The 13,725-nt window shown below is 70.5% G+C and carries 12 protein-coding genes and 1 tRNA gene; 4 read left to right on the top strand and 9 right to left on the bottom strand.

Annotation, left to right across the window (positions count from 1 at the left end; all coding sequences use genetic code 11):
* Positions 1-250: 250 nt before the first annotated feature.
* A complete protein-coding gene (locus AB0H71_RS15110) occupies positions 251-2,587 on the bottom strand; it encodes a DEAD/DEAH box helicase (RefSeq protein WP_357020107.1) in 2,337 nt (778 codons plus the stop codon).
* 498 nt (positions 2,588-3,085) lie between these two features.
* Here AB0H71_RS15110 and AB0H71_RS15105 point away from each other — a divergent pair, with 498 nt between their 5' ends.
* From AB0H71_RS15105 to AB0H71_RS15090, 4 genes are all read left to right on the top strand, one after another.
* Complete coding sequence (locus tag AB0H71_RS15105) at positions 3,086-3,292, top strand: cold-shock protein (RefSeq protein WP_067648074.1); 207 nt, start codon at positions 3,086-3,088, stop codon at positions 3,290-3,292.
* 381 nt (positions 3,293-3,673) lie between these two features.
* A complete protein-coding gene (topA, locus tag AB0H71_RS15100) occupies positions 3,674-6,532 on the top strand; it encodes a type I DNA topoisomerase (RefSeq protein ID WP_357020104.1) in 2,859 nt (952 codons plus the stop codon).
* A gap of 30 nt (positions 6,533-6,562) precedes the next feature.
* A complete protein-coding gene (locus AB0H71_RS15095; protein ID WP_357020100.1) occupies positions 6,563-7,759 on the top strand; it encodes a DNA polymerase III subunit delta' in 1,197 nt (398 codons plus the stop codon).
* Between the two features lie 56 nt (positions 7,760-7,815).
* Positions 7,816-7,891 (top strand) — tRNA-Thr (locus AB0H71_RS15090).
* A gap of 14 nt (positions 7,892-7,905) precedes the next feature.
* Here AB0H71_RS15090 and AB0H71_RS15085 read toward each other — a convergent pair.
* From AB0H71_RS15085 to AB0H71_RS15050, 8 genes are read right to left on the bottom strand one after another with little or no spacing between them, the layout of a single operon-like run.
* Positions 7,906-9,135: a site-specific integrase gene (locus tag AB0H71_RS15085; protein ID WP_357020097.1), complete on the bottom strand. Its 1,230-nt coding sequence runs from the start codon at positions 9,133-9,135 to the stop codon at positions 7,906-7,908.
* Positions 9,132-9,305, bottom strand: a complete 174-nt coding sequence (locus tag AB0H71_RS15080) for a hypothetical protein (RefSeq protein WP_357020094.1) — start codon at positions 9,303-9,305, stop codon at positions 9,132-9,134. Before AB0H71_RS15080 ends, AB0H71_RS15085 begins: the two co-directional genes overlap by 4 nt.
* 15 nt (positions 9,306-9,320) lie before the next feature.
* Entirely contained in the window at positions 9,321-11,021 is a 1,701-nt protein-coding gene (locus tag AB0H71_RS15075; RefSeq protein WP_357020091.1) for a replication initiator, read from the bottom strand.
* Positions 11,018-11,668, bottom strand: a complete 651-nt coding sequence (locus AB0H71_RS15070; protein ID WP_357020088.1) for a hypothetical protein — start codon at positions 11,666-11,668, stop codon at positions 11,018-11,020. Before AB0H71_RS15070 ends, AB0H71_RS15075 begins: the two co-directional genes overlap by 4 nt.
* On the bottom strand, positions 11,665-11,835 hold the full coding sequence (locus AB0H71_RS15065) for a hypothetical protein (RefSeq protein WP_357020085.1): 171 nt from the start codon (positions 11,833-11,835) through the stop codon (positions 11,665-11,667). Before AB0H71_RS15065 ends, AB0H71_RS15070 begins: the two co-directional genes overlap by 4 nt.
* Positions 11,832-13,259, bottom strand: a complete 1,428-nt coding sequence (locus AB0H71_RS15060; RefSeq protein WP_357020082.1) for a DNA cytosine methyltransferase — start codon at positions 13,257-13,259, stop codon at positions 11,832-11,834. Before AB0H71_RS15060 ends, AB0H71_RS15065 begins: the two co-directional genes overlap by 4 nt.
* The gene (locus AB0H71_RS15055) at positions 13,259-13,489 is read right to left on the bottom strand and encodes a hypothetical protein (RefSeq protein WP_357020079.1); all 231 of its coding nucleotides are present in this window, start codon (positions 13,487-13,489) and stop codon (positions 13,259-13,261) included. The genes AB0H71_RS15060 and AB0H71_RS15055 overlap by 1 nt, the downstream gene beginning before the upstream one ends.
* On the bottom strand, positions 13,489-13,722 hold the full coding sequence (locus tag AB0H71_RS15050; RefSeq protein ID WP_357020076.1) for a hypothetical protein: 234 nt from the start codon (positions 13,720-13,722) through the stop codon (positions 13,489-13,491). Before AB0H71_RS15050 ends, AB0H71_RS15055 begins: the two co-directional genes overlap by 1 nt.
* Positions 13,723-13,725 lie beyond the last annotated feature (3 nt).

Raw genomic sequence — 13,725 nt, 5'->3', positions numbered from 1 at the left:
AGCCTCGGTATCGTCGCGATCATCGTGAATTAATCGCCATTCTGCGGGAAATGCGAAGGGCCGCACTAATGCGCGGAGAACCAATCGAAACAGAACGAAATAAACCCAGCGGGCGCGATTGGATGACGTGGCAATAGCCCAGTTAACCTGAAATCAATCCTTTTTATTCGCCGCGGCCGCCTGGAGGGTGACCTGGAGCCCGGTGGCGGCGGATGGGCCGAGCTTCGACCCAGCGCGAGCGGCGGAGCGGTCACGGGGTGGCGTCGCGGCCATCACGGATCGGCGTTGCGCCGGTGATCTCCCCCAGCACCGCACCGAGCACGCGCGCGGCCCCGTCCTTGTCCAGCGGGTGGTTCCCGCTCCCGCACTTGGGCGACTGCACGCAGGACGGGCACCCGGCCTGGCACTCACAGGCGATGATCAGATCCCTGGTCGCCGCCAGCCAGCGCTCCAGCGCCGCGTACCCGCGCTCGGCGAAGCCCGCGCCACCCGGCTGCCCGTCGTAGACGAAGACCGTCGGCAGCCCGGTGTCCGGGTGCTCGGCCGTGGAGACGCCGCCGATGTCCCACCGGTCGCAGGTCGCGATGAGCGGCAGCAGCCCGATGGCGGCGTGCTCGGCGGCGTGCAGCGCGCCGGGAATGTCGACGATCCCGGCCGCGTCCAGGAGCGCGGAGGTCACCGTATAGAGGACCGCGACTGAGGGGAGGATCTGCTCCGGCATATCGAGTTCGACCAGGTCGAGCACGGTGCCGTCGGCCAGCGTGCGCAGGTAGCCGACGACCTGCCCGGTCACCCGCACCTCGGCCAGCTCGGCCACCACCCGGCCGGAAACCCGCTGCTCCAGGGTGTGCACGACCTCGATCGAGGTCGTCTGCCTGGCATGGGTGGTGTACCCGGGATCCTCCGCGCGGACGAAGGCGACACCCTCCTCCAGGTCGAGCTCCTCCACCTGGAAGGTCTCGCCCTGGTGCAGGTGGACGGCGCCGGGATGCAGGGTGGCGAGCGCCCGCCCGGCGTCGGCGGTGCCGAGCAGCCTGCCGGTCTCGCTGTCCACGATCACCACCGGATCGCCGATGCCGCCGCGCACATCCACCTCGTCGTGCGGCTGGCTGCCCGCGGTGGCGTGCCAGCGCGCGGGCTCGTCGGCGCCGCGCCCCGGACGCCGCCGGATCAGCCCGTCGGCGGCCAGGCCGGCGACGACGGCGCGGGCGCCGAGCGCATCGATCTCGTTCTCGGTGAGCGGCAGCTCGCAGGCCGCGCAGAGCAGGTGCGGGCCGAGCACGTAGGGATTGCGCGGGTCGGTGATCGTCGCCTCCACCGGCTTGCCGAGCAGCGCCTCCGGGTGGTGCACCAGGTAGGTGTCGAGCGGATCGTCCCTGGCCACGAGCAGGACCAGGGCGCCCTGGGTGCGCCGCCCGGCGCGCCCGGCCTGCTGCCGGAAGGAGGCCACCGTGCCGGGGAAGCCGGACAGCACCACGGCGTCCAGCCCGGCGATATCCACCCCCAGCTCCAGCGCGTTCGTGGTCGCGACACCAAGCAGCTCACCGTCGGAGAGCGCTGACTCCAGCGCCCGGCGATCCTCCGGGAGATAACCGGCCCGGTACGCCGCCACCCGCCCGGCCAGCTCCGGATCGACCGCCGCGAGCAGCCTGCGCGCCTCCAGCGCCGTCGCCTCGGCGCCCCGCCGGGAGCGCACGAAGGCCAGCGTGCGGGCGCCCTCCAGCACCAGGTCGGCGAGGAACCGGCCCGCCTCGCCGGTCGCCGAGCGGCGCACCGGCGCGCCGTTCTCCCCGGTCACGCCGGTGAGCAGCGGCGGCTCCCAGAGCGCGATGGTGCGCGGTCCGCTCGGCGAGCCGTCGTCCGTGACCGCCGCGCACTCCCGCCCGATCAGCCGGGACGCCGCGGCGGCCGGGTCGGCGGCGGTCGCCGAGCACAGCACGAAGGTCGGATCGGCGCCGTAGCGCGCGGCCAGCCGCCGCAGCCGGCGCAGCACCAGCGCCACGTGCGAGCCGAAGACGCCCCGGTAGGCGTGGCATTCGTCGACGACCACGTAGCGCAGCCTGCGCAGCAGCCGGGCCCAGCGCTGGTGCGAGCGCAGCACGCTGAGGTGCAGCATGTCCGGGTTGGTGAAGACCAAGCGGGCATTGGCCCGCACCCACTGCCTGACCTCGGGCGTCGTATCCCCGTCGTAGGTGGCCGGATGCACCTCGCGCAGCGTCCCCGCGTGCGTGAGCGCGCCCGCCGCGCGCAACTGGTCGGCGCCGAGTGCCTTGGTCGGGGCCAGGTACAGCGCGGTGGCCTGCGGGTCGCCGTGCAGGGTGCTGAGTACCGGCAATTGGTAGGCCAGTGATTTGCCGGAGGCGGTGCCGGTCGCCAGGACGACATCGGTGCCGCCGAACGCCAACTCCGCCGCCCGCCGCTGATGCTCCCACGGCGCCGGCACGCCGCTCTCCCGAAAAGCCGCGATGACCTCGTCCGGAGCCCATTCCGGCCAGGAATCCGGCAGCGCGGCCCGCGCGGGCAGCTCCACCACGTGGGTCAACTGCCCGTCGAATTCTGGACCATCGACCAGAACACGGTTGAGCAACGATCGCCCATAGGACAGCAGCAATTCCGGCGCCTCGGACGCCGCAGCCTGCTCCCTACTCACGCGTAACCCCTCGTTCCGGCCACCGCCGCTGTGAACGGTGTGTATCGGCGGCCCACCGCGGGTGTATTCGATACCAAAGAGCGACCTGCATCACAGCCGGTTTGCTGTACTCGGACTTGGTTATCGAACGGCAAACCAACCTGAAGTATGGATTCCACCAATGGGTTCCTCACCTGCGCATTCGCAAGATCAAGAATTTTGCAAATTGTCGGTAACTCGACTGTTGAATTGCCGGGAGACATGGTTCACTGGTTCCTGGTCGCAAGCTTCTGTGTTCGAGGGACGGATTCCAAGTCCAAACCGTCAGCAGGATCGAGTTGCGAACGGTGTGCTCGGGCTTTCCTGCAGGGGGAAACCAACAGTACAGCGGTCTCAACGGGCCCGGTGGACGAACCCAGTTGTCCGCCGTTCCGGGTAAGAAAGAGAAGGAACAGAATGGCACAGGGAACTGTGAAGTGGTTCAACGCGGAGAAGGGGTTCGGCTTCATCGCGCCCGAAGACGGCTCCGCTGACGTCTTCGTCCACTACTCCGAGATCCAGGGTGCGGGCTTCCGCACCCTCGAGGAGAACCAGAAGGTCGAATTCGAGGTCGGTCAGGGCACGAAGGGCCCGCAGGCCACCGGAGTGCGCGCGCTCAGCTGAGCCACGCATCAGCGTTCGTCCCTCACCACCGGCGACGGAGGTGAGGGACGAAGCTGTTTTCGGGGGAGGTTCGGGTCCGTCGCGGACCCGGCTCAGGGGGGTGCTCGTACCGCCGGCGTGTCCGGCGCGGAAGCATCGCGCTCGTGGTTCGGTGCATACTGAACCGCTGAGAGGTCGTACGCTCGGTATTTCCGCCGCGGTCGCGGTACGCGAGGCCGGGGGTATAAACGTCTCTGGTGGCGACGGTCGTTCCGCGCCGCCCACCGCCAGCCGCGCCGGGCGCATACGCGCCGTGCGGGTAGAGAACGAAAGGTTGTGGAGTCGCCGGTGGCAACACGAGACCGCGGTACAGCCGACCAGGGCCGGCCCCTGCGTCGTCTCGTGATCGTGGAGTCCCCGACCAAGGCCAGGAAGATCGCCCCCTACCTGGGCCGCAACTACACGGTGGAGGCCTCGGTCGGCCACATCAGGGATCTGCCGCGCGGCGCCGCCGACGTGCCGGCCAAGTACAAGGGGCAGCCGTGGGCGCGGCTCGGCGTCGACGTCGACAACGACTTCGAGCCCATCTACGTGGTGAGCCCGGACAAGAAGTCCAAGGTCACCGAGCTCAAGAGCCTGCTCAAGGATGCCGACGAGCTCTACCTCGCCACCGACCCGGACCGCGAGGGCGAGGCCATCGCCTGGCACCTGCTGGAGACGCTCAAGCCGAAGATCCCGGTCCGCCGGATGGTCTTCCACGAGATCACCGAACCCGCCATCCGGGCCGCCGCCGCCGACACCCGCGACCTGGACAGCGACCTGGTGGACGCCCAGGAGACCAGGCGCATCCTGGACCGGCTGTACGGCTACGAGGTCAGCCCGGTGCTGTGGAAGAAGGTCATGCCGCGGCTCTCGGCGGGCCGGGTGCAGTCGGTGGCCACCCGGGTCATCGTGCGCCGCGAGCGCGAGCGGATGGCCTTCCGCTCGGCCGAGTACTGGGATATCGCCGCCAAGCTGGACGCGGGCGAGCAGGAGGCCGCGAGCAATCCGCGGATCTTCGGCGCCCGGCTGGTCAGCGTGGACGGCGCGCGGGTGGCCGCCGGCCGCGATTTCGACTCCAACGGCGCGCTCAAGTCGGCCTCCGGCGTCGTCGTGCTGGACGAGGCGCACGCGCGCCGGCTCGCCGAGGCGCTGGACGGCGCCGACCTGGCCGTCAGCTCGGTCGAGTCCAAGCCGTACACGCGCAAGCCGTACCCGCCGTTCATGACCTCCACGCTGCAGCAGGAGGCCGGGCGCAAGCTGCGCTTCACCTCCGAGCGCACCATGCGGGTGGCGCAGCGGCTGTACGAGAACGGCTACATCACCTACATGCGCACCGACTCCACGACGCTGTCGGAGTCGGCCATCGCCGCCGCCCGCTCGCAGGCCGCCCAGCTCTACGGCAGCGAGTACGTGCACCCGACGCCGCGGCAGTTCACCCGCAAGGTGAAGAACGCGCAGGAGGCACACGAGGCGATCCGCCCCTCCGGCGACACCTTCGCCACCCCGGGCCAGCTGCACGCGCGGCTGGACACCGACGAGTTCCGGCTCTACGAGCTGATCTGGCAGCGCACCGTCGCCTCGCAGATGGCCGACGCCAAGGGCACCACGCTGACGGTCCGGGTCACCGGGCACGCGGGCACCGGCGAGGAGTGCGTCTTCTCCACCTCCGGCCGCACCATCACCTTCGCCGGCTTCCTCAAGGCGTACGTGGAGAGCGTGGACGAGGAGGCGGGCGGCCAGTCCGACGACGCCGAGTCCAGGCTGCCCGCGCTGAGCGAGGGCCAGGCCGTCACCGCGGTCGAGCTGAACCCGGACGGCCACAGCACGAACCCGCCCGCCCGCTACACCGAGGCCTCGCTGATCAAGACGCTGGAGGAGCTCGGGATCGGCAGGCCGTCGACCTACTCCTCGATCATCAAGACCATCCTCGACCGCGGCTACGTCTACAAGCGCGGCAGCGCGCTGGTGCCGTCGTGGGTGGCGTTCGCGGTGGTCGGGCTGCTGGAGGCGCACTTCGGCAGGCTGGTCGACTTCGATTTCACCGCCGCCATGGAGGACGACCTGGACGCCATCGCCGGCGGCCGGGAGCGCCGCGGCGACTGGCTCTCCGGCTTCTACTTCGGCGGCGAGACCGGCGCCGAGGGCTCGGTGGCGCGCTCCGGCGGGCTCAAGCGCATGGTCGGCGAGCGGCTGGACGACATCGACGCCCGCGAGGTCAACTCGATCGTCCTCTTCACCGACGCCGAGGACCGGGACGTCGTGGTCCGCGTCGGCCGCTTCGGCCCGTACCTGGAGCGGCTGGTCACCGACCCGGACGACCCCGAGGGCGACCCCGTCTCGCAGCGCGCCAACCTGCCCGACGACCTGCCGCCGGACGAGCTCACCCCCGAGGTCGCCGAGAAGCTCTTCGCGACGCCGCAGGAGGGCCGCTCGCTCGGCATCGACCCGGAGTCCGGGCACGAGATCGTGGCGAAGGAGGGCCGGTTCGGCCCGTACGTCACCGAGGTGCTGCCCGCCCCGGAGAAGACCGAGGCCGCGAAGACGGCGAAGAAGGCCGTGGCAGCCAAGCCGCGCACCGGCTCGCTCTTCAAGTCCATGGATCTCGCCACCGTCACCCTGGACGACGCGCTCAAACTGCTCTCGCTGCCGCGGGTGGTCGGCAAGGATCCCGCCTCCGGTGACGAGATCACCGCGCAGAACGGGCGCTACGGGCCGTACCTGAAGAAGGGCACCGACTCCCGCTCGCTCGGCGACGAGAGCCAGATCTTCACCGTCTCGCTGGACGAGGCGCTCAAGATCTACGCCGAACCCAAGCGCCGCGGCAGGCAGGCCGCGGCCACGCCGCCGCTGCGCGAACTCGGCGCCGACCCGGTGACCGAGAAGCCCATGGTGATCAAGGACGGCCGCTTCGGGCCGTACGTCACCGACGGCGAGACCAATGCCAGCCTGCGCAAGGGCGACGAGGTCGAGAGCATCACCGACGCCCGCGCCGCCGAGCTGCTCGCCGAGCGGCGGGCCCGCGGGCCGGTGAAGAAGGTGGCCAAGAAGACCACCAAGAAGGCGGCGGCCAAGAAGGCTCCGGCGAAGAAGACGGCGGCCAAGACCAGCGCGACGAAGGCGACCGCCACCAAGGCGACCGCCGCGAAGAAGGCCCCGGCCAAGAAGGCCCCCGCCAAGAAGGCCCCCGCGAAGACGGCGGCCCGCAGCGCGGGCGAGTAGCTGTCGGCCGGCCCGGCTAGGGTTACCGCCGTGCCGGGAGTCTTCGATCGATTGGTCGGTCAGGAAACGGTCGAGGCCGAGCTGATCGCCGCCGCGACCGCCGCCCGCGCGGGCAGGATGTCCGGCGCCATGACGCACTCCTGGCTGTTCACCGGCCCGCCCGGCTCCGGGCGCTCGGTGGCCGCGGTGTGCTTCGCGGCCGCACTGCAGTGCACCACGCCGGGGGTGGTCGGCTGCGGCCACTGCCAGGCGTGCGGCACCGTGCTCGCGGGCACGCACGGCGACGTGCGCCGGATCGTGCCCGAGGGGCTCAGCATCAGCGTCAAGGAGATGCGCGACATCGTGCAGATCGCCGCCCGCAGGCCGAGCACCGGCCGCTGGCAGGTGGTGGTCGTCGAGGACGCCGACCGGCTCACCGAGGGCGCGGGCAATGCCCTGCTCAAAGCGGTCGAGGAGCCCCCGGAGCGCACCGTCTTCCTGCTCTGCGCCCCCACCGTCGACCCCGAGGACATCGCCATCACGCTGCGCTCCCGGTGCAGACACGTCCACCTGGTCACCCCCTCGGTCCCCGCCATCGCGCAGGTGCTGAAGGAGCGCGACGGCCTCCCCGCCGACGCCGCCGACTGGGCCGCCGCGGTGAGCGGCGGCCACGTCGGCCGCGCCCGCCGCCTCGCCACCGACCCCGAGGCCCGCGCCCGGCGCAAGAAGTCGCTCGCCCTCGTCGGCGCCGTCGGCCGCGGCAACGGCTACAGCGCCGCCGACGAACTCGTGAAGGCCGCCGACGACGAGGCCAAGGAGATGAGCGCCGACCGCGACGAACAGGAACGCGAGGAACTCGCCACCGCCCTCGGCGCCGGCGGCACCGGCAAGGGCGCCGCCGGCGCCACCCGCGGCTCCGCCGGCGTGCTCAAAGACCTCGAGCGCCGCCAGAAATCCCGCGCCACCCGCACCGGCCGCGACGCCCTCGACCGCACCCTCATCGATATCGCCGGCGTCTACCGCGACGCCCTCGCCGTCCGCTTCGGCGCCGTCCGCACCGGCGTCGCCCTCACCCACCCCGACCTCAGCGACCCCATCCACGACCTCGCGAACCGCGTCTCCCCGGAGGGGCTGCTCCGCTCCGTCGAAGCCGTCCTCGCCTGCCGCGAAGCCCTCGACCTGAACGTCAAACCCCGCTTCGCGCTCGCCGCCATGGTCGCCGCGCTCATCGAGGCACAGACGAAGTGACCACCTGTTTTCGTGATCCCGGGCCGGGACGATAGACTGCCCTGGCCGAGAGGCACGCCGCCTTAGCTCAGTCGGTAGAGCGCTTCACTCGTAATGAAAAGGTCGCGAGTTCGATTCTCGCAGGCGGCTCCATCCGGAATCTGGCTCTAACCAGCCGCTTTCCGGCGCTTACGTCGTTTCCGGCGGCTCGGGGGATTCGCGTTCTTGTCACGCTTTGCCACAAGGGCCTCCAGCGTGCCCGCCGCCGAGACCAGCGCATCGTTCTGCGAATGCACGTAGGTGCGCATCGTAAATGCGCTGTCAGCGTGCCCCAGCCACTCCGCGATCACCGCGATCGGCACACCCTGGAGATGCATCAGGGTGCCGCAGGTGTGGCGCGCATCGTGCAGCCGAATCCGTCGAACCTCGGCCGCCCTGGTGATCCGGTCCCAGTAGTCGGTGAGGGTGTCCGGGTGGTAGGACTGGCCCGCCTCGTTCACCACGACATGCGTCCCTGGCCCGTACGCCTCACCGAGCGCCAGCCTCTCCGCCGCCTGCCGCTTGCGTGCTGCCCGCAGCTCCACCTTCAGCGTCGGAGTCAGCGGCAGCGTCCGCCCGGAGTCCTCCGACTTCGGGTCGGATTCGACCGGCTTGCCGTTCACCGAGACCCGGTTGTTCGCCACCGTCAGCAGCCCGGCGTCCAGGTCGACATCTGACCAGCGCAATCCACCGATCTCACCGCGGCGCAGCCCGGACAGCGCCAAGTGCCAGGCGTGCCCGTTGCGGTCAGCGGCGGCGACCTCCAGGACCCGGCGCACCTCCGCCTCGGTGTAGGTGGAGCGCCGCTTCTTCGGTCCGGCCGGCACCCGATCGACGAGCGCAGCGACATTGCGGACCAGCTTGCCCTCCGCGATCAGCGATTCGAGCACTGTCTCGAACCGGTCCAAGGTTGCGTTGACCGTCTCCGGCTTCCACGGTCGCCGGGTCCGCCCGTTGGCCTTCTTCGCTGTCCCGGCGAGCAGATCGGTTACCAGGTCATCGAGGTGCCGCTTCGACAACTTCTGCACCACCTCGGCGCCGTACCGATCGCGGACCGGTTGCAGCGCGTTCAGGTAGTTCGTGGCTGTCGTACCGCGCACCCGCTTGCCCGCCAACCAGTCCTCGCACGCTTGGTCGACGGTCAGTGCCGAGTTCGGGACGAAGGTGCCCTGACGGACTGCCATCGTGGTCGCCGCCAGCGCGTCCCGAGCCTCTGCCTCCGTGCGGTAGCGCTTCTTCGTCTGCCGCCGCTTGCCCGTCTCGGGGGCCCTCCCTGCCTCGGTCGTGACCTGATAGCGAACCGCACCGCTCTTGAGGACGATCTTCTTGATCTGCGGTGGCAGCTGCCGTCTGCTCATGCCGCCTGGTCCAGGCCCGCGATGTAGTCGGTGACGGCCTGTTCGGTGACGAAGCGGCGGCGCCCGATCTTCACCGAGCGCAGGGCGCCGGTGCCGATGAGTTCGTAGTACTTGCTGTGCCCGATCGGGATCAGTTTGCGGACTTCCTGCTCGGTCAGGAGCTTGGACATGGCGGGTACCTCTTCCTATGCGGCGGACTGCTGAACGAAATCGGGGTCGGGTGGGCCGGGTGGCCCTTCTGCGAGTGCGAGGCGGGCGGAGTCGTACTCGGCGCGCTGGCGAATCCGCTCAGACACCGTGGCGATGATCAGGTGCGAGCGCGGGGGAGCGTCCTTGTCACCGGGCTGGACCAGGCTGATGCGCAACTCGGGGCGTTCGGGGCGGGTGATGCCCACGGCAGCGAGGGTCTGGCGGACGAACTCGGCGCGGTCGGCCTTATGGTCGGCGACGGTCTTGCCGGTCCATAACCCCGAGGCGAGGACTCGCTGTCCGGGAAGGCCGAGGGTGTCGCGGCGGTGGGCTTTGCCCTTGCAGCGGCCGGGGACCATCTTGGCTTTGGCGTTCTTGGGGACGATGCCGTAGCGCAGCCAGACCCCGCAGGTGGGCGAGCACGGGGTGTGCTTCAACTCCTCCTCCAGGCGGTCGTAGTGCACGGCCACGCGCGTGCTGTCGGCGGTGAGAATTTCGGATACCGATTTGGTGAGGTACTTGGTCAGGTACCGGACCTTGCGCTCCTGCTCATCGGACCCGGCGAGGATTTGCACGGGCTTGGACTGCTCCCCGAACCTGATCGTGTGCGAGGGCTCCAGCTCATCGACGGTGTCCATGACCGCCAGCGCGTCCTCCCAGGAGGTGAGCGGGGCGCCGGTGTCGGGGTCGGTGAAGGTGTCGGCCTGGTAGTCCCAGACCGGCATGTGCCCGTCGCGGTAGACCTCGCGGTCGTGGTGCGGCCACCAGATATTGCGGTAGGTCGCCGCGGTGACCTGCCTGAGCACCGCGTTCGGCACGCTGCCGCGCAGGGCTACGTGGATGTGCGGGGCGCCGCGCTTCTGCGGTTCCACGGTGGCGAAGTACTGCACGTTCCAGCCGACCGCGCGCCGGAGGTTCTGCACCCACCGATCCCACAGCGCCTTGAAGTGCACGATGTCGCGGGCAGCCCGGGTGTAGTCGTAGGACTCCGGATCACGCGGGGAACCGTCGGTGACCTGCTCCCCGCCCGGTCCGGGAACCCGGTTGATGTGCCCGTAGGAGGGCAGGGTCAGGGTGAAGAAGGTCGAGGGGCGGTACTTGCCGCCGTACTCCCGCCCGACGGTGGTCTTGGCGACCTTGAGCCGCGGCAGGTCCGGCACGTCGTCGCGGCGGCGGGTGGACTTGGCCTTGCGCTTCGGGCGGGCTTCCAGCGGCGGGAACGGGCCACGCACCCCGAGCTCGCGCAGCTCCTCATCCAGCTCGGCCACCAGCGCGGTCACCGAGTCGCAGAGGTCGTCGTCTCCGGCGGTGCGAGCGTTCTGGTACTCGCCGAACAGGTGCGCGCGGGCGGCGAGCAGATCATGCTGCGCGGCAGTGGTTTCCGGTGTCGGCACTTCGGGTTCGGCGTCGAGGCACCACCCTTCCTTGCACTGCATCATCCGCGTGTACCGGGCGGCTTTGGCGCAGGCCGGGCAGACGGATTCGAGGGTGGACTTGCAGGGGGCGCCGATGTAGGAGACCCGGCCGGTGCCGACCTCCACTGCGCGCATGGGCAGGACGCGGGCGCAGATGCCTTCCTTGTCGGCGGCGGATTCGGCGATGGCGTCGAGGTTCGGGAGCGCACGACGATCCGCCGCAGTCACCCGCGTGGGTGGCGTCGGCGGAGCATCGTTCACCACCGGGGCGGTGTGGGTCATGCGGCGTCCTTGTCGGTCGAGCCCAGCTCGCCGGGCAGAGGACGGTGCTCGGGCAGGGCGATCACGCTGGCGAGGGAATCGCCGTAGCGGAAGGCGAGTTCGACGACCGCGGGGCCGGTGATCGTGGCGCGGGCGGCGTCGGCGCCGAAGGCATGGGCCAGGTGCTCGACACGGTTCTCGAAATCGGCCGGGGATTGGCCGGCCAGCATCCGCAGCCGCACGACGTCGGTGGTGGCGCCGACCGCGACCGAGAGCAGTCGCGGGCAGAACGTCTGCTCTCCCTCGTGGATGGTGAGGTTGCAGGCGGTGAGCAGGCGGCGCCAGCGGCGGGTGTAGCGCCACCAGGTCAGGAACCGGGTGCGGGCGCGGGCGGTGACCCACCGCTCGAACATCTCCGGACGACGGTGTCGCCAGAGCATGATCCCCGCGAGGGCCACCAGGCCGAGCCCGAGGCCGACCGGCCAGCCCAGCAGGACCCCGGCCAGCACCGAGAACCCGAGCGGGGCCGAGATGACCGGGAACAGGACCGCCCATTTGATCGCCAGCGCGGCGGCGTAGCCGGTGTAGAGCAGGCCGTATCCGGCTCCGGTGAGGATGACGTCGAACGGGTCGGTGTCCGTCTCGGTGGTCGTGGTGGTGGTCTTCACGGCTGGTCCTCCAGGGTGGCGGGGTCGAACAGTTCGAGCTGTCCCGGTGTCGGGGCGAAGGGCATCGGGGCCGGCGTGCGGGTCCGGCGCTTCCGGATCCCGGCCGCAGCCTTGGCGACGATCGGATTGACCGGTGCCGGTTCGGGTTTCGGCTTGTTGGTAGTCATGCGGCGGCCTCGATGTGGTGGCCGAGGGCTTCGGCGACGGCGGAGACCAGGTCGCGGGCGGCGGGCGGGGTGACGGCGTTCCCGGCTTGGCGGACCTGCTCGCGGCGGTTGCCCAGGATCACGTACTCCGGAGTGAAGGCCATCGCGCGGGCGATCTCGCGGGGTTCGAGCATTCGGAACTCGCAGTCCTCCACCGCGAGCGCCGGGATGGTGAGCCCGTGGTGGGTTCCCGCGGCGGCGATGGTGTCGAGCGGGGCGGTGACGGGTTTGGGGGTGTTGTGGTTGCGCAGCGGGACGACCAGGGCGTAGCGGTCGCGGGTGGTGGCGGTGCCGTGCGGTGCGGTGGCCGGGCGGGCGGTGCCGTTGCCGTAATACGGGACCAGCAGGGCGGTCTCGCTGCGGGTGGTCATCGTGCGCACCGGGTCGGTGACCGGGGTGGCTTGCTTGCCGTGGCGGCCTTCGACCGGGACGACGAGGCCGAAGTGGTTGCCCGAGGAGGCGATGGTCTGCATCGGGCGGGCGAGGTCCCGCACGCGGTATTCGTGGCGGTGTTCGGTGACGAACGGCCCCGCATACCGGTCCAGCCCTGCCTGGATGCGGGCCATGGTCTTGGGCGAGAGCGGGCGGCGGCGGTCCCCGATGCGTTCCCCGCGCAAGCTCCAGTCGATGACGGTGGAGGCGGGCAGCCAGGCCGGTTCCACGATCGAGTTCCGGCAAATGACCGAGGGGCAGCGCCAGGTGTACTGAGCGCGGTAGCGGCCCCAGCGGCGGCGGGGGTTCTTCCAGCCCTGCACTGCGGTGACTTCCCGGTCACACGCCGGGCACCAGGCGCGCGGGCGAGTCCACCGGTTCAGGTCCGGGGCCCGGTCACCCTGCCGCCAGCACACGACATAGAGCCGGTCGCGGGACTGCGGGGCGGGAGCTCCGGCGGCGTGGGCGTGCATGCTGTTGAGGTAGACGACCTCGTGGCGGTAGCCGAGCAGGTCCAGCGCTTGCAGCCACGCCGGCCACATCACCCACTTCGCGGCGTCCACGACGTTCTCCACGATGATCGCCCGATACCGGTGGTACTCGGCGAACCGCACCACGTCCCACATCGTCGCCCGCGACCGCTCGGCGGCCTCGTCGGGCAGGATCTCGCCGAACAGGTCCGGGGTCGAGTCGACGTTGCGGGCACGCCCCCGGGCCACGGAGTGGTTGGTGCACGACGGGGAGGCCCACAACACATCGGTGCGGGGGAACAGTCGCGGATCCACCTGCGACAGGTCCGCGCAGGCGTGCTCGGTGCCGGGGTGGTTGGTGTTGTGGGTCTCCACCGCCAGCCGCCAATGATTGGCCGCCATGCGCACGACGACTCCGGGGACCTCGGCGGCTCCGGTGCTCGAACCGCCAGCACCGCAGAACAGATCGGTCACGGTCAGCATCACGCGGCCTCCGGCCAATCATCGTCGCCGCCGTCGGCCGCGGCGAGGTCGAGGTGCCAGCCGGGAGCGTCGCCGGTCTCGGCCAGCAGGTGAACCACCACCGCGAGCGGATCGGCCCCGGAGCGCTCCCAGCGGCAGCGACGCTCAGCGCGGGTATCGGCCACCAGATCGCCGGAGCGGTCGCGGTCGTGGTTCGGGTTGTCGGAGAACAGGTTTCGGACGTTGGACATCAGATGGCCTCGGTTTCGGGGAGGGAGTGGGCGTGCTCGGCGCGACGGATGGCGCCGTGGCAGCCGGGGCAGATGATGGTGTCGCCGTCGTAGACCCACCGGACGCCCACGGTCTGCGCGGTGAGGAAGGCGATGGCCTGGTAGCGGGTGTCGAAGCAGATCGACTCGCCATCGGGGTCGGTGTAGAGCTCGCCGCAGTTGTCGCAGTAGACGACGACGTGGGTCTCGGTCATGAA

Origin of the sequence: Nocardia sp. NPDC050697, assembly GCF_040654395.1 — a bacterium.
Classification (GTDB): domain Bacteria; phylum Actinomycetota; class Actinomycetes; order Mycobacteriales; family Mycobacteriaceae; genus Nocardia.
The sequence above is the reverse complement of the archived record's forward strand: the minus strand, read 5'-3'. Positions and strand labels throughout refer to the sequence as shown.